The organism is Paracoccus sp. T5 (assembly GCF_048538155.2).
In the GTDB taxonomy this organism is placed as follows: Bacteria; Pseudomonadota; Alphaproteobacteria; order Rhodobacterales; family Rhodobacteraceae; genus Paracoccus.
In genome coordinates this window covers 1,698,085-1,718,696 of sequence record NZ_CM135809.1, presented here as the reverse complement: position 1 = coordinate 1,718,696, position 20,612 = coordinate 1,698,085, and the positions used below count along the sequence as shown (strand labels likewise).

Annotated in this window: 17 protein-coding genes, 1 tRNA gene and 2 pseudogenes; 8 read left to right on the top strand and 12 right to left on the bottom strand. The window is 68.6% G+C overall.

Features of this window, described 5'->3' with window-relative positions:
- Positions 1 to 89: 89 nt before the first annotated feature.
- From ACNR9W_RS08475 to ACNR9W_RS08450, 6 genes are all read left to right on the top strand, one after another.
- The gene (locus tag ACNR9W_RS08475) at positions 90 to 1,691 is read left to right on the top strand and encodes a peptide ABC transporter substrate-binding protein (RefSeq protein ID WP_419267813.1); all 1,602 of its coding nucleotides are present in this window, start codon (positions 90 to 92) and stop codon (positions 1,689 to 1,691) included.
- A gap of 87 nt (positions 1,692 to 1,778) precedes the next feature.
- Entirely contained in the window at positions 1,779 to 2,702 is a 924-nt protein-coding gene (gene oppB, locus ACNR9W_RS08470) for an oligopeptide ABC transporter permease OppB (RefSeq protein ID WP_419267814.1), read from the top strand.
- Between the two features lie 4 nt (positions 2,703 to 2,706).
- Positions 2,707 to 3,633: an ABC transporter permease subunit gene (locus tag ACNR9W_RS08465; protein WP_419267815.1), complete on the top strand. Its 927-nt coding sequence runs from the start codon at positions 2,707 to 2,709 to the stop codon at positions 3,631 to 3,633.
- 1 nt (position 3,634) lies between these two features.
- Entirely contained in the window at positions 3,635 to 4,741 is a 1,107-nt protein-coding gene (locus tag ACNR9W_RS08460) for an oligopeptide/dipeptide ABC transporter ATP-binding protein (RefSeq protein WP_419267816.1), read from the top strand.
- Positions 4,738 to 5,760, top strand: coding sequence for an oligopeptide/dipeptide ABC transporter ATP-binding protein (locus ACNR9W_RS08455; protein WP_419267817.1), 1,023 nt, complete (start codon positions 4,738 to 4,740; stop codon positions 5,758 to 5,760). The genes ACNR9W_RS08460 and ACNR9W_RS08455 overlap by 4 nt, the downstream gene beginning before the upstream one ends.
- A complete protein-coding gene (locus tag ACNR9W_RS08450; RefSeq protein WP_419267818.1) occupies positions 5,750 to 7,609 on the top strand; it encodes an ABC transporter ATP-binding protein in 1,860 nt (619 codons plus the stop codon). The genes ACNR9W_RS08455 and ACNR9W_RS08450 overlap by 11 nt, the downstream gene beginning before the upstream one ends.
- Here ACNR9W_RS08450 and ACNR9W_RS08445 read toward each other — a convergent pair.
- Both ACNR9W_RS08445 and ACNR9W_RS08440 read right to left on the bottom strand, forming a co-directional pair.
- Positions 7,606 to 8,988, bottom strand: coding sequence for a GntP family permease (locus tag ACNR9W_RS08445; RefSeq protein ID WP_419267819.1), 1,383 nt, complete (start codon positions 8,986 to 8,988; stop codon positions 7,606 to 7,608). The genes ACNR9W_RS08450 and ACNR9W_RS08445 overlap by 4 nt on opposite strands.
- Positions 8,989 to 9,085: 97 nt before the next feature.
- Positions 9,086 to 9,162: transfer RNA gene (locus ACNR9W_RS08440), tRNA-His, on the bottom strand.
- Between the two features lie 101 nt (positions 9,163 to 9,263).
- On the opposite strand from ACNR9W_RS08440, the gene ACNR9W_RS08435 reads away from it, so the two are divergent.
- Positions 9,264 to 9,482: a DUF6324 family protein gene (locus ACNR9W_RS08435; RefSeq protein WP_419267820.1), complete on the top strand. Its 219-nt coding sequence runs from the start codon at positions 9,264 to 9,266 to the stop codon at positions 9,480 to 9,482.
- Here the strand turns inward: ACNR9W_RS08435 and ACNR9W_RS08430 are convergent.
- Positions 9,463 to 9,927, bottom strand: a complete 465-nt coding sequence (locus tag ACNR9W_RS08430) for an MmcB family DNA repair protein (RefSeq protein WP_419267846.1) — start codon at positions 9,925 to 9,927, stop codon at positions 9,463 to 9,465. The two genes, ACNR9W_RS08435 and ACNR9W_RS08430, sit on opposite strands and share 20 nt — an antisense overlap.
- A gap of 165 nt (positions 9,928 to 10,092) precedes the next feature.
- Here ACNR9W_RS08430 and ACNR9W_RS08425 point away from each other — a divergent pair, with 165 nt between their 5' ends.
- Positions 10,093 to 10,440: a RidA family protein gene (locus tag ACNR9W_RS08425; protein WP_419267821.1), complete on the top strand. Its 348-nt coding sequence runs from the start codon at positions 10,093 to 10,095 to the stop codon at positions 10,438 to 10,440.
- Here the strand turns inward: ACNR9W_RS08425 and lpxB are convergent.
- The 9 genes and pseudogenes from lpxB to ACNR9W_RS08380 all read right to left on the bottom strand — a co-directional run bounded on the left by lpxB (position 10,424) and on the right by ACNR9W_RS08380 (position 20,554).
- Positions 10,424 to 11,578: a lipid-A-disaccharide synthase gene (gene lpxB, locus ACNR9W_RS08420; protein WP_419267822.1), complete on the bottom strand. Its 1,155-nt coding sequence runs from the start codon at positions 11,576 to 11,578 to the stop codon at positions 10,424 to 10,426. The two genes, ACNR9W_RS08425 and lpxB, sit on opposite strands and share 17 nt — an antisense overlap.
- Positions 11,579 to 11,659: 81 nt before the next feature.
- Positions 11,660 to 12,469: an LpxI family protein gene (locus ACNR9W_RS08415; protein WP_419267823.1), complete on the bottom strand. Its 810-nt coding sequence runs from the start codon at positions 12,467 to 12,469 to the stop codon at positions 11,660 to 11,662.
- The gene (gene lpxA / locus ACNR9W_RS08410) at positions 12,466 to 13,254 is read right to left on the bottom strand and encodes an acyl-ACP--UDP-N-acetylglucosamine O-acyltransferase (RefSeq protein WP_419267824.1); all 789 of its coding nucleotides are present in this window, start codon (positions 13,252 to 13,254) and stop codon (positions 12,466 to 12,468) included. Before lpxA ends, ACNR9W_RS08415 begins: the two co-directional genes overlap by 4 nt.
- Positions 13,247 to 13,726 carry a 3-hydroxyacyl-ACP dehydratase FabZ gene (fabZ, locus tag ACNR9W_RS08405; RefSeq protein WP_111301822.1) on the bottom strand — a complete coding sequence of 160 codons (480 nt, stop codon included), beginning with the start codon at positions 13,724 to 13,726 and terminating at the stop codon, positions 13,247 to 13,249. The genes lpxA and fabZ overlap by 8 nt, the downstream gene beginning before the upstream one ends.
- 90 nt (positions 13,727 to 13,816) lie before the next feature.
- Positions 13,817 to 15,919 (bottom strand): hypothetical protein, encoded by a 2,103-nt coding sequence (locus ACNR9W_RS08400; protein WP_419267825.1) that lies wholly within the window; start codon positions 15,917 to 15,919, stop codon positions 13,817 to 13,819.
- Positions 15,916 to 16,590, bottom strand: a pseudogene (locus ACNR9W_RS08395) (DUF4159 domain-containing protein); the annotation flags it as partial. The gene ACNR9W_RS08400 and the pseudogene ACNR9W_RS08395, both read right to left, overlap by 4 nt.
- Before the next feature lie 1,884 nt (positions 16,591 to 18,474).
- Positions 18,475 to 18,669, bottom strand: a pseudogene (locus ACNR9W_RS08390) (BatA domain-containing protein); the annotation flags it as partial.
- Entirely contained in the window at positions 18,669 to 19,550 is an 882-nt protein-coding gene (locus ACNR9W_RS08385) for a DUF58 domain-containing protein (RefSeq protein WP_419267826.1), read from the bottom strand. The gene ACNR9W_RS08385 and the pseudogene ACNR9W_RS08390, both read right to left, overlap by 1 nt.
- Positions 19,547 to 20,554: an AAA family ATPase gene (locus tag ACNR9W_RS08380; protein WP_419267827.1), complete on the bottom strand. Its 1,008-nt coding sequence runs from the start codon at positions 20,552 to 20,554 to the stop codon at positions 19,547 to 19,549. Before ACNR9W_RS08380 ends, ACNR9W_RS08385 begins: the two co-directional genes overlap by 4 nt.
- Positions 20,555 to 20,612: the final 58 nt, after the last annotated feature.

Genomic DNA, 20,612 nt, shown 5'->3' with positions numbered 1-20,612 from the left:
GCAATCGCGGCTTGCCTGTGCCCGGGCTTTGCGTAACGTCGGCGAATTCCGGTGAACAAAATGCCGACACACAACTTGGAGGAGTTGGGATGACCAAGCTTTTCGCAACCACCGCCCTCATCGCCACGCTGGCGATGCCGGCCTATGCCGTCCAGCCCGCCGACGGCGAGACCCTGGCCGAAAACCAGACCTATACCTATTGGCTGCTGGACGCGATCAAGTCGCTGGACCCGGCCAAGAACACGGATGTCGAAGGCTCGGATGCGCTCCGTTCGCTGTTCGAGGGGCTGATGATCGAGGATGCCTCGGGCGCGATGGTACCCGGCATGGCCGAGAGCCACGAGGTCAGCGACGATCAGCTGACCTACACGTTCAAGCTGCGCGACGCCAATTGGTCGAACGGAGAGCCGGTGACGGCCCAGGACTTCGTCTATGCCTGGCAGCGCGTCGTGAACCCGGAGACGGCGTCGGAATATGCCTGGTACATGGAGCTGATGAACATCGAGAACGCCAGCGCCGTGGTCGCGGGCGAGATGGCGCCTGACCAGCTGGGCGTCCGGGCGGTCGACGACAAGACGCTGGAAGTGACACTGTCCAAGCCCACGCCCTATTTCCTGAACACGCTGTCCCACACCACCGCCTATCCCGTGCCGCGCGCCGTGGTCGAGGAACATGGCGATGCCTGGACGCAGCCCCAGAACCTGGTCGGCAACGGCGCCTATACCCTGGCCAGCCACAACCTGGGCGTCGAGATCGCCTTTCAGAAGAACCCCGAATACTGGGACGCCGAGAACGTCCTGATGGAGACCGTCCGCGGCGTCACCGTCAATGACAACAACGTCGCCCTGACCCGCTATCAGGCCGGAGAGCTGGACCGCGTGCAGATCCCCGCCGGCCAGTTCCCGCGCCTGTCGGAACAGTTCCCCGACCAGGCCGTGTCAGTGCCCTATGGCTGCTCCTATGCCTATGTGCTGAACCTGTCGGAAAAGGGTCCCGAGGTGCTGAAGGACCAGCGCGTCCGCGAGGCCCTGGCGCTTGGCCTGAACCGCGAGGTGATCGTGGACCAGGTGCTGCAGGGCGGACAGCGCCCCGCCTATAGCTGGACCCACTGGGCCATCAACGGCTTTGCCGCGCCCGAGGGCGGGATGGCCGGGATGAGCCAGGAAGACCGCATGGCCCGCGCGCGCGAGCTGCTGGCCGAGGCCGGATACGGTCCCGACAACCCGGTCAAGCTGCAGCTGCAGTACAACACCGACGACAGCCACCGCCTGCTGGCCATTGCGGCCCAGCAGTTCTGGCGCCCCCTGGGCATCGAGATCGAGCTGAACAACGTCGAGTGGAAGGTCCATACCGACCGCCTGCAGAACCAGGACTTCGAGGTCGCGCGCTATGCCTGGTGCGCCGACTATAACGAGGCATCGACCTTCCTGGACTGGTTCCGCACCGACGGCTACAACAGCGGCAAGTGGTCGAACGAGGAATATGACCGCCTGCTGGCCGAGGCCGCCACGGCCGAGGACACGACGCCGCTCTATCAGCGCGCCGAGGAGATCCTGGCCGAGGAGGTTCCGGCCGTCTTCGTCTATCACTATGCCAAGGTCGACATGATCAACCCCGCGATCAAGGGCCTCCCGCGCGAGAACCTGCTGAACACCTGGTACGCCAAGGACCTGTATCGCACCGACGAGTGACGATCCTGACATGACAGCATAGGCCGGGGCGGGCTTACCCGCCTCGGCCTTCCCGATTCCTCGATTCCGCAGGAAAGTCCCTTCGCGATGTTCGCATTCATCTTGCGACGACTGGCGGTGGCGGTACCCACGCTGCTGTTGCTGATCGTCTTTTCCTTTGTGCTGATGCATCTGGCACCCGGCGGCCCCTTCACCGGAGAGCGCGCCCTGCCCCCGCAGGTCCTGGCCAACCTGGAGGCCCAGTACGGGCTGAACGACCCGCTGTGGCAGCAGATCTGGAACTATCTCTACGGGATCGTCGTCCATTTCGACTTCGGCCCCAGCTTTGTCTATCCCGACCGCAGCGTGAACCAGCTGATCGCGGCGGGCTTTCCCGTGACCCTGACTTATGGCGGGCTGTCCTTCGTGGCGGCGGTCGTCCTGGGCGTCTCCCTGGGCGTGGTGGCCGCGATCTGGCACAACAGCTGGGTCGACTACCTGGCCGTCGGCATCTCGATCGGCGCGCAGGTTCTTCCGAACTTCGTCATGGCGCCGCTGCTGGTGCTGGTCTTCACGCTCTGGTACCGGCTGCTGCCCGGCGGCGGCTGGAGCTTTACCGATCCCAGCTTCTGGATCATGCCGGTGATCGCGCTGGCCACCAGCTACATGGCCTCGATCGCGCGCATCACCCGGTCCTCGATGCTGGAGGTGCTGGGCTCGAACCACATCCGCACCGCCCGCGCCAAGGGCATGCCCGAACATCGCGTCATCATCCGCCACGCGCTGAAGCCCGCGATGCTGCCGGTGATCAGCTACCTGGGCCCGGTCTTCGTGTCGATGATCACTGGATCGGTGGTGATCGACATCTATTTCTCGACCGGCGGCATCGGGAAGGCCTTTGTCGATAGCGCGCTGAACCGCGACTATGCCGTGATGATGGGCGTCACCATCCTGGTGGGCGCGCTGACCATCCTCTTCAATCTCATCGTCGATGTGCTTTACGCGTGGATCGACCCCAAGATCAGGTACTGAGGTCATGGTGATCGATCAGACAAAGATGCAGTCCCTGTCCGACCGGCTGGTCCAGGACGAGGTCAAGGGCCGCAGCCCCTGGGCCGATGCCCGCCGCCGCTTCTGGAAGAACAGGGCCGCCATGCTGGGCCTGACCATCCTGGTCCTGGTGGCGCTGTTCGCGATCCTGGGCGGGCAATTCGCACAGTGGTCGAACGAGGAGCTGGATTTCAGCATCATGGGCCAGGTGGCCCAGCTGGGCCAGCCCTCGCTGGAGAACGGCCATTATTTCGGCACCGACAACCTGGGCCGGGACCTTTATGCGCGCGTCGTCCAGGGCACGCAGATCAGCCTGATGGTCGGCATCGTGGGCGCCGGCATCGCGGTCGTCGTCGGCACGCTTTACGGCGCGACAGCCGGCTATGTGGGCGGACGCACCGACCAGATCATGATGCGCACGGTCGATATCCTGATGTCGATCCCCTACATGTTCGTGCTGATCCTGCTGCTGGTGATGTTCGGGCGGTCGATGTCGATGCTGTTCCTGGGGATCGGCCTGATCTCCTGGCTGGACATGAGCCGCATCGTGCGCGGCCAGACCCTGTCGCTGAAGAACCGCGAATTCATCGAGGCCGCGCGGGCCACGGGCGTCTCGTCCTTCCGCATCATCATCCGCCACATCGTGCCGAACCTGCTGGGCGTGGTGGCGGTCTATGCGACGCTGCTGGTGCCGCTGATGATCCTGACCGAAAGCTTCATCAGCTTTCTGGGCCTGGGCGTCCAGGAACCGCTGACCAGCTGGGGGGCGCTGATCTCGGAAGGCGCGGGCACGATGAACTATGGCACGCTGTGGCAGCTGCTGTTCCCGCTGTTCTTCTTCGTCATCACCCTGTTCGGGTTCTTCTTCGTGGGCGACGGCCTGCGCGATGCCCTTGACCCGAAGGAGCGCTGAGATGGCCCTGCTGAACATCACCGACCTCTCGGTCCGCTTCCAGACCAACGACGCCGAGGTGCGGGCGGTCAACAACGTCAACCTGACCGTGGACCAGGGCGAGACCCTGGGCATCGTCGGCGAATCCGGCAGCGGCAAGTCGCAGCTGTCCTTCGCGATCATGGGTCTGCTGGCCCGGAACGGCCGCGCCAGCGGCAGCGTGACCTTTGACGGGCAGGAAATCCTGAACGCCCGGCCCAAGGTCCTGAACCGGATCCGCGCCGAACAGATGGCGATGATCTTTCAGGACCCGATGACCTCGCTGAACCCCTACATGCGCGTGGCCGACCAGATGGCCGAAGTGCTGACCCTCCACAAGGGCATGTCCAAGCGCGAGGCTGTCACGCAAGCCGTGCGCATGCTGGACGCGGTCAAGATTCCCGATGCCAAGGGGCGCGTGCGGCTTTATCCCCATGAATTCAGCGGCGGCATGCGCCAGCGGGTGATGATCGCGATGGCGCTGCTGTGCCGGCCGAAACTGCTGATCGCGGACGAGCCCACGACCGCGCTGGACGTGACTGTGCAGGCGCAGATCATGCGGCTGCTGTCCGATCTGCAGCGCGACTTCGGCATGGCGATGATCCTGATCACCCATGACCTGGGCGTTGTGGCCGGCAGCTGCGAACGCGTGGCGGTCATGTACGGCGGGCGCATCCGGGAGACCGGGCCGGTGGGGCCGATCTTTGCCGAACCGACCCATCCCTACACCCAAGGCCTGCTGGACGCGATCCCGCGCGTGGACCAGGACGACGACGAGCTGCGCGCCATTCCGGGCCAGCCCCCGAACATGAGCCGCCCGCCTTCGGGCTGCGCCTTCCAGCCGCGGTGCCCCTATCGGCGCGACATCTGCATCAGCGACGACCCGCCGCTGGCCGAGTTCGCGCCCCTGCGCGCCCGCGCCTGCCACGCCCCGGTGCCCGAGGTCCTGGCCCGCCAGACCCTGCGCGATCCCGGCGACGACCAACCTGCCGCACATCCCGGCGCGGACCCGCTTCAGCCGATCCCGCGGGGCGCCGTGGCCGGCGCCGGTGCCGCCGGAACCCCCAGCACCGTGGAGGGACAGAAATGAGCCAGCTGCTTGACGTGCGCGACCTGCGCGTGACCTTCCAGATCCGGCGCGAGGGCGACCTGCCCTGGGCCAAGCCCCATCCGCTGCACGCGGTTGCGGGGGTGGACTTCACCCTTCGGCCCGGGGAAACCCTTGGTGTGGTGGGCGAATCCGGTTGCGGCAAATCCACCTTGGCCCGCGCCCTGATCGGGCTGGTCCCCGCGACCGGCAAGGCGCAATGGGTGGACGGGCGCGACCTGCTGGCGCTGACCCCGCGCCAGATGATGGCCTATCGCCAGGACATCCAGATGGTTTTCCAAGACCCGCTGGCCAGCCTGAACCCGCGCATGACCGTGGGCCAGATCATCGCCGAACCCCTGACCACGCACCGCCCCGACCTTGGCCGGACCGAGGTGCGCGACCGCGTCAAGGCGATGATGGAAAAGGTCGGCCTGCTGTCCAACCAGATCAACCGTTATCCCCATGAATTCAGCGGCGGCCAGTGCCAGCGCATCGGCATCGCCCGCGCCCTGATCGTGGAGCCGCGGCTGATCATCTGCGACGAACCCGTGTCGGCGCTGGACGTGTCGATCCAGGCGCAGGTCATCAACCTGCTGATCCGGTTGCAGAAGGATCTGGGCCTGTCGCTGATCTTCATTGCGCATGACCTGAGTGTCGTGAAACATATCAGCGACCGCGTGATGGTCCTGTATCTGGGCAAGGTGATGGAAATCGCATCCTCGCACGACCTGTATGGCGCCCCCCAGCACCCCTATACGCAGGCGCTGCTGTCGGCCGTGCCGGTCCCCGATCCCACGATCGAGACGGCCAAGACCATCGTGCCGCTGACGGGCGACCTGCCCTCGCCCATGAACCCGCCCTCGGGCTGCGTCTTCCGCACCCGCTGCCCGCGGGCGCAGGCGCGCTGCGCGGCCGAGGTTCCGGCACTGCTGGGCGGGGATCACGCCGTGGCCTGCCATTTTCCCGGGCCCCTGACACAGGCCGAGATCGACCGCGCGCGGAGTGCCGATGCCGCCTGACCTGGGTACGCCCGCCACGCCCGGCTATGCGGCGCGGTGGGCCGCCCTGAAGAACATTCCGCCCTTTCTGGCGATGGTCTGGCGCGCCAGCCCCGGCCTGACCCTGGCGATGATCGCGCTGCGGCTGATGCGCGCGCTGATCCCGGTGGCGATGCTGTGGGTCGGCAAGCTGATCATCGACCAGGTCGTGGCGCTGTCGGCGCTGCCGCAGGCACCCACGACGCTGCCGGGCTGGTGGGACAGCGGCCTGGCCGGCCCGGTGATCACGCTGGTGGCGCTGGAGCTGGGTTTGGCGCTGGCGCAGGACATCCTGGGGCGGCTGGTCAGCTATGCCGACGCGCTGCTGCAGGAAAAGCTGGTGATCGACATCTCGATCCGGCTGATGGACCACGCCGCGGGGCTGGACCTGGCCAGTTTCGAGGATGCGTCCTTCCAGGACCGGCTGGACCGCGCCCGCCGCCAGACCATGGGCCGCATCCCGCTGTTGAACCAGATCATGCAGCAGTTGCAGGACGTGGTGACGGTGGCCAGCTTTGCCATCGGCCTGCTGATCTACAATCCTTGGCTGGTGCTGCTGCTGGGGCTGGCGCTGATCCCGTCCCTGCTGGGCGAGATGCACTTCAACGCCCGCACCTATGCGCTGAACCATGCCCGTGCGCCGGACCGGCGCGAGCGCGACTATCTGCGCATGATCGCGGCCACCGCCGAAACCGCGAAAGAGGTGAAGATATTCGGTCTAAGCCCTTGGCTGCGCGACAGGTATCTGACGCTGGCCCGCCGCTTTTACATCGAGAACCGGGCCATCCAGCGCCGCCAGCTGTCGGTCATGGCGCTGCTGACGGCGCTTGGCACGCTGGCCTATTACGGCGCCTTTCTGTGGATCATCGCGCGGACCCTGACCGGCACCCTGACGATCGGCGACCTGACCTTCCTGTCGGGAAGCTTCCTGCGGCTGCGCAGCCTGCTGGAGGGGCTTTTGTCCAGTTTTTCCAGCATGGCGGGACAGGCGATGTATCTGGACGACCTGTTTGATTTCTTCACCGCGACGCCGGTCATCGCATCGCCCGCCCATCCCCTGCCGGTGCCGCAGCCGATCCGGCAGGGCTTTCGCTTTGACAACGTCGGCTTCCGCTATCCGGGACGCGAGGACTGGGCGGTGCGCGGCATGACGCTGGACCTGCGGGCCGGGGAAACCGTGGCGCTGGTGGGCGAGAACGGGGCCGGCAAGACCACCATCGTCAAGCTGCTGGCGCGGCTTTATGACCCGGACGAGGGGCGCATCACGCTGGATGGGCGCGACCTGCGCGACTATGACCTGGACCAGCTGCGCGGCACGGTGGGCGTGATCTTCCAGGACTTCGTGCGCTATGCCGTCACCGCCGCGGAAAACATCGCCATCGGCCGGATCGACGCCCGCGACGACCGCCCGCGGATCGTGGCCTCGGCCGAACGCGCGCTGGCGGACCAGGTCATCGCCAAGCTGCCGCAGGGCTATGACCAGATGGTCGGCAAACGTTTCGCGCGCGGGTTGGACCTGTCGGGCGGCGAATGGCAGAAACTGGCCATCGCCCGCGCCTATATGCGGGACGCGCAGCTGCTGGTGCTGGACGAACCGACAGCGGCGCTGGACGCGCGGGCCGAATACGAGGTCTTCCTGCGGTTCCGCGACCTAACGCAGGGGCGGACGGCGCTGCTGATCTCTCACCGCTTCTCGTCGGTGCGGATGGCCGACCGGATCATCGTGCTGGAGGGCGGACGGGTCCAGGACCAGGGCAGCCATGAGGAACTGCTGTCCCGCCCCGGCCGCTACAAGGAACTGTTCGAGCTGCAGGCCCAAGGTTATCGCTAGAAGATCGTGCCCAGCACGATCACGGTGACCAGCGACACCAGCGGGATCGCCACGGCGACGACAAAGATGTCGGCATAGCTTTTCCTGTGGGTCAGCCCGGTGATGGCCAGCAGGGTGATCACCGCGCCATTGTGCGGCAGCGCGTCGAACCCGCCCGAGGACAGGGCTGTGACACGGTGCATCAGCTCCATGCTGATGCCCTGCGCCTGCCCCATCGCGGCGAACTGCTCTCCAAGCGTGTTCAGCGCGATGGACATGCCGCCCGACGCGGATCCGGTGATGCCCGCCAGCACATTGACCGCCACCGCCAGCGAGGCGACCGGGTTGCCCGGAAACAGGCCCAGCACCACGTCGCGGATCAGCGCAAAGGCCGGCAGCGAGGCGATGACGGCGCCATAGCCGACTTCGGACGCCGTGTTGAAGATCGGCAGCAGCGACCCCATCGTGCCGGCATTCACGCTTTCGCGCAAATTCCCAAAGCGGCGCAGGTTCAGCGCGATGGCCAGCAGGATGGACAGGACCAGCGACACGATGATCGCCCAGATGCCGGCAACGGCGGCCAGCTCGGTCCCGCCATATTCGGGCAGCGCCAGATAGCTGGCAGTCAGATTGGGGAAGACCAGCCAGGTCAACACCGCGTTGATGACGATGACCGACAGGACCGGCAGGATCGCCAGCGCAAAGGGCGGCAGATCCGCATCCTCGGGCAGGCTGGCATCGGCCGAGGTCGCCTCGTGCTGGCCATAGCCCTCGCCGCGGGTCGCCGCGGCCGCTGCGCGCCCGGACAGCCACAGCGTGCCGCCGGCCAGCATGATGATCCCCGCCAGGCTGCCCAGCAGCGGCGCGGCAAAGACATTCGTGCCAAAGAAGGGCATCGGGATCGCGTTCTGGATCGCCGGCGTCCCCGGAATGGCGGTCATGGTGAAGGTGAAGGAGCCAAGGGCGATTGCCGCCGGCAGCAGCCGCTTGGGGATGTCGGCGCGTCGGAACAGCGCGTTGGCGATGGGATAGACCGCAAAGGCCACGACGAAGAGCGACACCCCGCCATAGGTCAGCACCCCGCAGGAGAGCACCACCGCCAGGATGGCACGCCCCGCCCCCAGCCTGTCCACGATCCATTCGGCGATGCTGCGCGCGGCCCCGCCATCGGCCATGACCTTGCCAAAGATCGCGCCCAGCATGAACAGCGGGAAATAGGTGATGACGTAGCTGCCAAGCGACTGCATGAAGACCTGCGTATAGGTCGCCAGCACCGGCAAGCCGCCCGACATCATCACCGCCATCAGCGACAGCAGCGGCGCCAGCACCAGCACGGTGATCCCGCGATAGGCCAAGTACATCAGCAAGATCAGCGACAGGAAGATGCCCAGCAGGCCCATGGATCCCTCCGTTCCGGATGCAGGACCAGCCTGTCAGCCGAAGGCGGCAGCCGCAAGATGCTGCAGCGCAGAAAGTCCAGTTCCGACAGGGGGAAGGTGGTACCGCCTGCCCGTCTCGAACGGGCGACCTCTAGATCCACAATCTAGCGCTCTAACCAACTGAGCTAAGGCGGCACAGGGCGGTTCTTTAGCCCCGCTCGCGCTCGGTTGCAAGCCCTGCTTGCCGCGAAAATGCCACCGCGCTACAGAAAGTTCTGATTGGGAAAGGACATCCGATGGGTATCAACAGCGAAAGCGACATCACGGCCAACCTGCAGATCGGGCCGACGGACCAGGGCATGGTCCGCATCTACATCCAGGGCGAGAGCGTCGATCTGCCGATGGATTTCGATCCCGAGGAGGCGGCCGAGATCGCCGAGGAACTGCTGGCCGCAGCGGATGCCGCCCGCAGCATGGGCGGCAAGTCGGGCGGCGCTAAAAAGCCCCGGCGATGAAGGCATCGGGGTCGCACAGACCCTGAAGTCGCAGGGCTGCGGCGCGGGCAAAATCGCGCTGCACCTTGACCCTGCGCGCACCGGCCAGCCGGGTTTCGGGTGCCATGCGCAGGATCTCGGCGCCAAAGGCGTCTGCGCGGATCAGGCCCGTATCCTCGGGCAGCAGGTCCACGGGGAAATCACCGTCCACGGCCCAGAAATAGCGGTCGCACCATTCCAGATAGCCCTGCCACTTGCGGTCGGACCGGAAATCGGCCCGGCCGCTCTTGCATTCGACGATCCACAGTTCGCCCTTGGGGCCCAGGCTGATCACGTCGACCCGCAGCCCGCGGGCGGGAACGAACTCGGTCAGAACCGCGTGGTCCATGCTGCGCAGCATCCGGCCCGTCCCGCGGGCAAGGCGCTGGCCGGGCATGGGCGGCAGGGGAAGGGGCTGGCCGGGCATGGGCGGCAGGGGAAGGGGCTGGGCGGTCATGGGGCGCAGATTAGAACGAAGCAGAAACAGCCGCAAGCCGCCTTGCTGCGGCCCGATGGCGCGTATAGCGTCGCCGCGGCATCGCGCGGGGGGTGGTCCACCGCCGATCCTCTTGCGTTTCAAGGAGCATCCTGAATGAGCGACATCACCCGCATCGAAACCGGCGCCCGCATGAGCCAGGCCGTCATCGCCAACGGCTTCGTCTTCCTGGCCGGCCAGGTGGGCGAACCGGGCACCTCGGTCACGGCGCAGACGACCGCGATCCTGGCCCGGATCGACGATCTTCTGGCGCGCGCGGGCACCGACAAGACGCGCATCGTCTCGGCCCAGGTCTGGATGGCCGACATGGCCGATTTCGCCGAGATGAACGCGGTCTGGGATGCCTGGGTGCCCCAAGGTCACACGCCCGCCCGCGCAACCGGCGAATCGGCGCTGGCCACCCCCGACTACAAGGTCGAGATCATCGTCACCGCGGTCCTGTAATCGCCCCCATGACCGAGCGCGCCGCGCGCAGGCCCGGCGCCTCTCCTCCCTTGCCCAAGCGGTCCATGGTCAGGTCCATGGCATCCAACTGGGCCTTGCGGGCCAGCGGATCCTCCAGCGCGGTCTGCAGGGCCTGCGCCAAGGGTCCTGGCTGGCAGTTGCGGCCCAGAAATTCCGGCACCGCGCGCGTGTCGCTGACCAGGTTGACCAGCGTGACCGTGTCGGTGCGCAGCAGCAGCCCCACGATCACCCGGCTCAGCGGCGCCATGTCATAGCCGATCACCATGGGAATGCGGTTCGCCGCAAGTTCCAGGCTGACCGTGCCGGAGGCCGCCAGCGCCAGGTCCGCGGCGGCAAAGGCCGCGCGCTTTTCATCCGGCTCCTCGATGACGATGGGGGCGGTGGGCCAGCGGCGGGTCATGTCGCGGACCATCTGCGCGACGCCGGGCACGGTCGGCAGCACGACGCGGATCTCGGGCACGCGGTCGCGCAGCCGCATCAGCGCCTCGTCAAAGCGGGACCCGAGGCGCGACACCTCGGACCTGCGGGATCCGGGCAGGCACAGGACCACCGGCGCATCGGGGGCGATGCCATGGGCGTTGCGGAACAGCGCACCCTCGTCGGGCCCCGCCACCTCGGCGGTTGCAACCGGATGGCCGACGAAGTCGCAGGTCATGCCTGCCGCCTGCATCAGCGGCGGCTCGAAGGGCAGGATCGCCAGGACATGGTCGATGACCTGCGCCATCTTCACCGCCCGCTTGGGCCGCCAGGCCCAGACCGACGGCGCCACGTAGTGAACGGTCCGCAGGTCAGGCCGCCGCGCCCGCACCAGCCGCGCCACGCGGAGGCAGAAATCCGGACTGTCGATGCCGATCAGCACATCGGGTGACGCGTCGATGACCGCCTGCGCCGTCTGCGCGATGCGGCGTTTCAGGTGGCGGTACTTGGGTAAGACCTCCCAGATGCCCATCAGGCTCAGCTCGTCCATCGGGAAAAGGCTCTGCAGCCCCTGCCCGGTCATCGCTTCACCTCCGACGCCAAGAAAGCCAGCCTGCGGGTCCAGCTGGCGCAGACCCTGCATCAGCGACATCCCCAGCTGGTCGCCCGAAGGTTCGCCCGCAATCAGGAAATACTTCATGCCGCTCCGCCTTGCTGCTGTCGGGTCATGGGTATGTCGGTCAAGGCGCCGAGGCCAGCCATTTCCGGTCGCACCCCGTCTTCAGCCGAAGGGTCCTGCTGCCCAAAGGAAAATGCCGGCCGCATCCGCGCGACGGATCATCTCGGCCTGGTCGATCAGGATGACGCCGCCCGCCTGCCAGGCGACGCCCGCCAGTCCCGCGGCGGCCGCCTGATCCACGCTGTCGGGGCCAAGCGTCGGCAGGTCGATGCGCAGGTCCTGGCCAAGCTTCGGGGCCTTGTAGAAGACGCCCTTCCCTCCGCAAGGATCCGGCCGCAGGCCCTGATGACGGCCTGCAAATTCCAGCATCGCGGCGGTCCCGGGTAGGGTTTCCAGCGCCAGGCACAGCCCCTGCGCCACGACAACACCCTGACCCAGGTCCAACACCCCCGTCTGCGACAGGATTTCGGCAGCGCGCGCCGCATCGCGTCGATCGGCATCCGAGACCTGGCCTGCCAGTACACCTTCGTTCGGAACGAGGTCGGGCCGTATTTCACTGACCGAGCAGATGCTTAGATCATTCTCCTCGAAGATATCGAGGACCGTCCGCAGGGCCGCGTCATCCCCCGACTGCATCGCAGCCAAGATGCGCGGGACCAGCTGCACCGTGCGCGGATCAAAGGCCTCGGGCTCAAGGCGCGGGCGGCGGATGGCGCCGGCAAAGACCACCTGACGCAGGTCACGACGGATCAGCTCGTCAAGGAAGGGCACCAGCCGCTCCAGCCGAAAGACGGTCGCGTCCAGACCGTCTGGTGCAAAGCCGTCCAAGGCGAAGACGGCCGGATCGTCCAGCCCCTCGGCCACGACCGCAGGCAGACGCCCCTGGCCCGCGATGATCGCGATCCTGCTCATGCGGGCCGCGGCGCCAGAAAGCTGCGGTCCGACGGGCCCAGGATGAAGTCCAGCACATCGCGCTCCATCCCCGTCACCTCACCGCTCGCGCGGCGGCGTGCGGTGTCGCGGAACGACCCTTGGCCCAGGGCACCCAGCAGGTCGCGCAGCGCCAGGATCTCGGCCCGGCTGGCGCCGCGACGCTTGAGGCCGACCAGGTTCAGACCGTCCAGATGCCCCCGCGGCCCCTGCACCAGGCCATAGGGAATCACGTCGGCCGTCACCATGCTGACCGCGCCGATCATCGCGCCGCGCCCGATGCGGACCCATTGATGCACGCCCGACAGGCCGCCCACGATCACGTCATCCTCCAGCACGCAATGGCCGGCAACCGAGGCGTTGTTCACCAGGATCACCCGGTCGCCGATGCGGCAGTCATGGGCCACATGCGCCCCGGCCATGAACAGCCCGTCGTCGCCCACGACGGTGACGCCGCCGCCGCCTTCGGTGCCGGGATTCATGGTCACGTATTCGCGGATGCGGTTGCGGGCGCCGATCTCCAGCCGCACATGCTCGCCCCGGAACTTCAGGTCCTGCGGCACCTCACCGATCGAGGCGAAGGGAAAGACGATGGTGTCAGGTCCGATGGACGTGTCACCCGCGATCACAACATGCGATTTCAGCACCACGCCCTCGGCCAGCCGGACCTGGGATCCGACGACGCAGAACGGCCCGATCTCGACCCCTGGCGCGATCCGGGCGCCCTCCTCGATCACGGCCGAAGGGTGGATACGCGCTTCAGCCATCGGTCTTGGGCGCCATCATGGCGGTGAACTCGGCCGAGGCACAAAGCTGGCCATCGACCATCGCGCGCCCTTCGAACTTCCAGATCTTGCCGCCGCCGCGGATGGCGCGGCAGTGCAGTTCCAGCACATCGCCCGGCACGACCATGCGGCGGAACTTGCAGCCGTCGATGCCCATGAAATAGGTCTGCATTTCCTTGTCGACCACGTTCATGCTGATGCCCACGACGATGGCGGCGGTCTGGGCCATCGCCTCGACGATGGTGACGCCCGGCATGATCGGGTGATCGGGAAAGTGGCCCTGGAAATGCGGCTCGTTGCTGGTCACGTTCTTGATGCCCACCGCGCCCTCGAAGGGAACGATGTCGCGCACCTTGTCGATGAACAGGAACGGGTAGCGGTGCGGGATGATCCGCTTGATCAGCGCCAGGTCGGCCTCGGTATAGGGGGCGGGATTGCGCGTATCGTCAGCCATTTGCGTTCCTTCGGGCAGTTTCAAACCGGTTACCAACCGGGGATTGGCTTGGCAAGCGCGTCGGGCGGACGGACCGGGGCACCATCGGCGTCAGACCGCCCGCCCGCGGCGGCCTTCGGCCAGCCAGCCGGTCAGGATCAGGCCGGCCACCAGCGCAAGCCAGGCCCAGCCCGGCAGGACCGGCCGGCGTTCGAGGCCGGTGACGGTCGCCGCGTCGCGCGGGGTGATGCCGATCCAGCCGCCGCCGAGGCCGGTTCCGCTGGCGGCGCGTCCCGCGCGGGTTTGGCGCAGGTCGGGCACGCCGTCGGACAGGCGGTGGATGCCGCCGCCGGTCGCCTCGACCAAGGGTGCCAGCAGGGCTGCATCCGCGACGGTCTGCTCGAATTCGCGGGGGGCCGAGGGGCCGAGGGCCAGAACACGGCGCAGATTGCCGTCCTGCAGCCGGTAGAGGCCCGGCTCCGGCGCCGTCCAGTCGGCAATGAAGCGGCCCGGCCCGTCGGGGGTCAGGGCGACCTCCTCGGTGCTGCCGTCGGGGCGCGTGACGACAAGCGGCCCCGCGCTGTCGCCCATGGTGCGGCGGGTAAAGCGCACCGACAGCCCGTCGCGAATGTCCGAGATCAGCGTCTCCTCCTCCAGCTCAGGCTCCTTCATCGACCAATGGGCGATGCGGCGCAGCAGCTCCAGCTGCGGCCCGCCTCCCTCGAACCCGCGCCCCCACAGCCAGACCTGGTCCGAGGTCAGCAGCGCCACGCGCCCCTCCTCCACCCGGTCCAGGATCAGCAGCGGCAGGTCCTCGGCCCCGGTCAGTGCCACCTGAGCCTGCGGATCAGGCGTCACCTCGGTCATGCGCAGCCAGCGGCCCCAATCCGGTGCGCCATCCTGCGGTGAACCCTCCTGCCCGCCGCCGGGCAGCGCGGCCGTCACGGGATGGCGCTGCCCGTCCTCGGTCAGGCGCGGCATGAAGGGCTGGGTGATCACCCGCCCGGTCGGGCGCGCCGGCAGGATCTGCCCCAGGGGCGACAGGTTCAGGCTTTCGACGGAGGCCATCTCGGGGCCGGCAGAGACAAGAACCGCCCCGCCTTCACGGACATAGCGCACGATGTTCAGGTAGTATTCCGCCGGCAGGATGCCTTGCACGCTGTAGCGGTCAAAGATGATCAGGTCGAAATCGTCGATCCGCTCCAGGAACAACTCGCGCGTGGGAAAGGCGATCAGCGACAGCTCGCTGACCGGGACCCCGTCGGACTTGTCGGGCGGGCGCAGGATGGTGAAGTGGATCAGGTCCACCGCCGCGTCGGATTTCAGCAGGTTGCGCCAGGTGCGCTCGCCGGCATGCGGCTCTCCCGACACCAGCAGCACGCGCAGCCGGTCGCGGACCCCATTGATGCTGATGGCGGCGGCGTTGTTGCGGTCGGTCAGCTCGCCCGGCACCGGATCGACGGCGATCTGGACCACGTTCTGCCCGGCATGGCTGGGGATGACCGGCAAGTCCAGGCTGGTGTTCAGGGGCACCGCGACGCTCTGCGCCTCCTCGCCATCGACCGACAGGCGCAGGTTGACGCTGCCACGGGGCAGCTCACCGGGCAGCGCGCCCTGATCCTCCACCCTCAGGCGGATCGTCACCTCTTGGTCGATCAGGCCAAAGGCGGGCGCCTCCTCGATGACAAGGCGCCGGTCCCAGTCCTGTGGCCGCCCGGTCAGCAGCACATGGACGGGGGCCGGCAGGTCGGCGGGCAGCATGGCCGGATCATGCAGGCGGCCATCGGTGACGGCGATGACGCCCGCCAGCCGCGCCTCGGGCTCGGCGGCGGCGGCTCGGCTGATCGCGGTGGCCAACAAGGTGCCGTCCGGGTCATCGCCCAGGGTCACCCTCCGCAGTTCAGTGTCGGGCAGCGCCGTCAGCTGTGCCGAAAGGCGTTCCACGGCGGCGTCCGACTGCGCGCCGCGTTCGGGCAGGTCCTGGCTGGAGGAGCGGTCGTCGATCAGGATCACGATGTCCGACAGCCCGGCCCGCGTGCCGATCTCCAGCGCGGGTCCGGCCAGGGCCAGGGCCGCCGCCAGGCCCGCCAGCCCGCGCCAGGCCCAGCCCCGCAATCCGCGCCACAGCGCAAAGCCGCCGACCAGCAGGGCCAGCGCCGCCAGGACACCGATCGCCCACCAGGGCAGCGCGGGATCGAAACGGATTGCCGTCATGGGGCCAGCATCTCCTCGGTCCGCAACCGGTCCAGCAGTGCCGGGACATGCACCTGGTCGGATTTGTAGTTCCCGGTCAGCACATACATGATCAGGTTGATGCCAAAGCGGAAGGCGATCTCGCGCTGCTGCTCGCCCTCCCAGCCCCGGCCGATGGGAAAGGTGGGATAGCCGTTGTCATCGACCGCCCAGGCCTCGGCCCAGCTGTTGCCGCCGATCACGACCGGGGTCACCCCGTCGTTCAGCTGCCGGAAGGGGACGCCTGCCTCGGCCTCGGCGCCCACGGGCGGGGCCTCGACCCAAACCGGGTTGCCCTGCCAGCGGCCGGGAAAATCGCCCAGCAGATAGAAGCTGCGGGTCAGGACGTGATCCTCGGGCACGGGGGCCAGCGGCGGGATGTCCAACGGCGCGGCCAGCCGGCGCAGCGCGTCGGACATGTCGGGACCGCCGATCCCGGCGATATCCCCGTCGCGCGTGTCGAACAGGATCATCCCGCCCGACCGCAGAAAGGCGTTCAGCCGCAGATAGGCCTGCGGCGAGGGCGGCGCCTGCCCCTGGGTCACAGGCCAGTAGAGGAAGGTCAGCAGCGACAGGTCGTCCAGGTCCAGGTCGATGCCGATGGGCCGGCCTGGTTCGACCGACGTGCGCTGCCGCAGGGCCAGCGACAGACCCCAAAGACCCTGTTCGGAGGCACGGTCGACCTCTCCCTCACCGGTGACGACATAGGCCAGGGCGACCTCGGTGGCGGCGCGCATCAGCTCCGCGTCCAGGTCCTGGGCCAGGACCGCCTGCGGACGCGGCATCAGCGACAGTGCCAGGATCAGCGCCACAGCGACCCGCCCGCCGCGTGCCAGCCAGGCCGAGCCGAGCGCATCCAGCGCCAGCAGCAGCGCCGCCGCCGCCAGCAGCGCGCCCTTGAGGTCGCGGCCCGGCGCCGCCTGCGCGGCCTCGACGGTCGCGCCGGGCCATTGGGCCTGCAGGATCGGTCCGCCCGCGTTCAGCGCCTGGCGCCGCTCGCCCGCAGCATAGATGCCGGCGGGACGATCAGGCCCCGGTCCTTGGGCCAGGTCCTCGGCGGCGACAGGTGCCAGCCCTTCGGCCGTGGCCGGGTTCCCGAACCCGTCCAGCACCGTTTCGGCTGTCCAGAAGGGCTGCTGGCGGTCGTCACCGGCCGCGTCGGCCGGGCTGAGGCGGGCGGTCGCGACCAGCCGCTCCATCATCTGGACGAACAGACCGGACAGCGGCAGGTTCGACCACTCTGCGTTGGCGGTCACATGGACCAGCACGACCTGGCCCTGCCCCAGCCTGTCGCGGGTGATCAGCGGCGTGCCGTCCGACAGCGCCGCGATGGTCTTGGCCGACAGGTCCGGCGCGGGTTGAGCCATCAGCTGCGCACGCACGGTGACATCGTCGGGCACGGGAAGTCCGGCAAAGGGTCCGTCGGCCGAAAAGGGGGCCAGCCCCCGCGGGTCGCCCCAGCTGAGCGCGCCGCCGATGTCGCGCCCGCCCTGGCGCAGCATGACAGGCAGCAGGGGCTCGTCCATCAGCCGCTCGAACCCGGCCATGCGGGGACCCGCAAAGCGGATCAGCAGGCCGCCTGCATCCACCCATTGGGCCAGTTCCCCGATCTCGGCTAGCTGCACCTGGTCGGCCAGGATGATGACATCGGGCGCGCTGTCCAGCACGTCGCCAAGCGAACCCTCGACCAGATCCGCCGATGGGGCCAGCGCCTGCCGCAGGTAATGGGTCTGGGCCAGCAGCACCTGCCCCTCGGCCTGACCCGCGGGACTGCCGACCAGCGCCACCTTGCGCCGCCGCACGCGGTCATCGGCCAGGACGACCGCCCCGGCATGGGCCTCGTTCTCGATCCGAAAGCGGGTGATGCGGTTGCGCAGTTCCGGCGGCAGGTCGATGGCCACGGGGCGGACCCAGGTGCCGTCGCGATCGGTTGCATCGCCCGGGACCAGCCGGGCCAGTTCACGCTCGATCCCCTGCGGATCGGGACCGATGGCCAGGACCGCCGGGGCCGCGTCATCGGTGGAAGTCAGGGTCAGCGACGGCGCGTCCCCCTGCGCCAGCGCCAGCGTCCGCAGCGGACGCGACGGCGGCACGACGGTGACGGAACCGCGCGCCGTCAGCGCCGCCAGCCATGCGCGCCGGTTCGGATGTTCGGTCCCATCCGTCAGCCACAGGGTCGACAGCCGGCCCTCTGGTGCGGCGGCCAGCGCGCCTTGGGGATCCTCGGGCAAGCGTGAGGGCCAGGCCACGGGCTGCGCCGCCCGCAGCCGCGCGATCAGGCCATCAGCGGCCTCGAAGGCCAGTGCCCCTGCCCCGTCACGCCCGTCCGCCAGGATCAGCGCCGCCGGTCGGCCCGCGGCGGCGGCCGCGACCAGCGCCCGTTCGGCACGATCCTGACGGGCCGCCCAATCCGGCGCCGCCGCCCAGCCCGCGTCCATCACAACCAGCAGCGGCCCATCCGCTGGTTCCTGCGGGACCGGCTTCCAGATCGGGCCGGCAAAGGCCAGGATCAGCGCCGCGACGGCCGCCAGCCGCAGCAGCAGCAGCCACCAGGGCGTGCGCCGCGCGACAGGGTTGCGATCGGCCAGGCCCGCCAGCAGCGCCACGCCCGGAAAGACGATCCGCCGGGGCGCGGGCGGCATGGCGCGCAGGATCACCCACAGCACCGGCAGCGCGATCAGCGCCGCCAGCACCCAGGGCGCCGCAAATCCCAGTGGCCCCAGCAGCAGCATCAGCGCCCGGCCTCGCGGCCCAGGGCAGACCACATCCACCCCAGGGCGGCCGCGGGCGCGGCATCGGTCAGATGCTGGCCGAACTGCCAGCCGGCCTCGTCGCAGCGGGCCTGCAGCCAAGCCCGGCGTTCGTCCAGCCGCGCCAGATACGCAGCGCGCAGCCCGCCCGCATCGCGGCTGTCATGGCGCAGGCTTCCGCCGACCGAGCGGAATTCCACCGCGCCGTCATAGGGGAAATGCGCCTCGTCCGGGTCCAGGACCTGAAACAGCAGTCCGGTCACGCCCAGACCTGCCGCGCGGACCAGCAGCACCTGCACCCAAGCCGGATCTGCCAGAAAATCCGACAGCACGATCACGCGCTGGTTGGGGCGCAGCCCTTCGGCCGGTGCGGCCTCCTCTTCGGCGGTGCCTGCCGGGGCGGCTGCCAGCGCCTCGGCCAGCCGGTCGGCCTGGATGCGCCCGGCGCGCGCGGGCTGGCCCAGCAGGCCCACCTTTTCACCGCCGCGCAGCAGCAGCATGGCCAGCGCCAGCCCCAGCAGCCGGGCGCGGTCGGCCTTGGTCGGCCGGTCGGCGCCGCCCGAATAGTTCATGCCCTGCCCGCCGGACACCCAGATCGCCGCTGCCTGCGCGCTTTGCGCCTCACGGTCGCGGACGAATTCCTGGTCCGACCGGGCCGAGCGCCGCCAGTCGATGCTGCGCATCTCGTCGCCGCTGGCGGCGGGGCGGTATTGCCAGAAATCCTCACCAGGTCCGGCGCGGCGCAGGCCGTGGGCACCGGGCGCGATCAGGGCGGCCAGACGCTCGGCCGACAGCACCAGCGCGGGCAGGTGCCCGCCTGCCGCCTCGGCCCCGGCCCGCAGATCGATGGGCGATCGGGTCATGCCGCGCGACGGCCGCCGATCCGGTCGTCCAGCAGCCGCGCGATGACCGCGTCCACCGTCTCGCCCCGCGCCCGGGCCGAGAAGGACAGCGACATCCTGTGCCGCAGCACCGGCGCGGCCATCGCATGGACGTCGTCCAGCGTCGGCGCATAGCGGCCGTTCAGCACGGCGCGGGCCCGCGTGACCAGCATCAGCGCCTGCGCCGCGCGCGGCCCCGGTCCCCAGACCAGCGCGTCGCTGATGAAGGGCGCGGCCTCGGGGGCGCCGGGGCGGCTGGCGCGCACCAGGTCCAGGATCGCCTCGACCACGGCCTCGCCCACGGGCATCTGGCGGATCAGGCGCTGCGCCGCGATCAGGTCGCCGGCCGCGAAGGCGGCATGGGGGGCGCCCTCCTCCAGGCCGGTCGTGGTCAGCAGGATCTGGCGTTCGGTGTCGCGGTCGGGATAGCCCACATCGATCTGCAGCAGGAAGCGGTCCAGCTGCGCCTCGGGCAACGGATAGGTACCCTCCTGCTCGATCGGGTTCTGGGTGGCCAGCACGTGGAAGGGCCGCCCAAGCGGCCGGTGCCGGCCGCTGATCGTAACCTCGCGTTCCTGCATGGCCTGCAGGAGGGCGGACTGGGTGCGCGGGCTGGCGCGGTTGATCTCGTCGGCCATCAGCAGCTGGGTAAAGACCGGCCCTTCGATGAAACGAAAGGCACGGCTGCCGTCGGGCAAGGCGTCCAGAACCTCGGACCCCAGGATGTCGGCGGGCATCAGGTCGGGCGTGAACTGGATGCGCTGGCTGTCCAGCCCCATCACCGTGGCCAGGGTCGCGACCAGCATCGTCTTGCCCATGCCGGGCTGTCCGACCAAGAGCGCGTGGCCGCCCGCCAGGATCGCGGCCAGCACCTGTTCAACGACCTCGTGCTGTCCGACGAAACGCTGCTCGACGCTCAGACGGGCCTCGGCCAGGCGGGCGGCCAGGGCCTGCACCTCTTGCACCAGAATTTCGTCCGACGTCATGACAATGCCCTTCTGCTGCTTTAAGCCGGAGCATAGGCAGTCGAAGTGGAGGCGACCA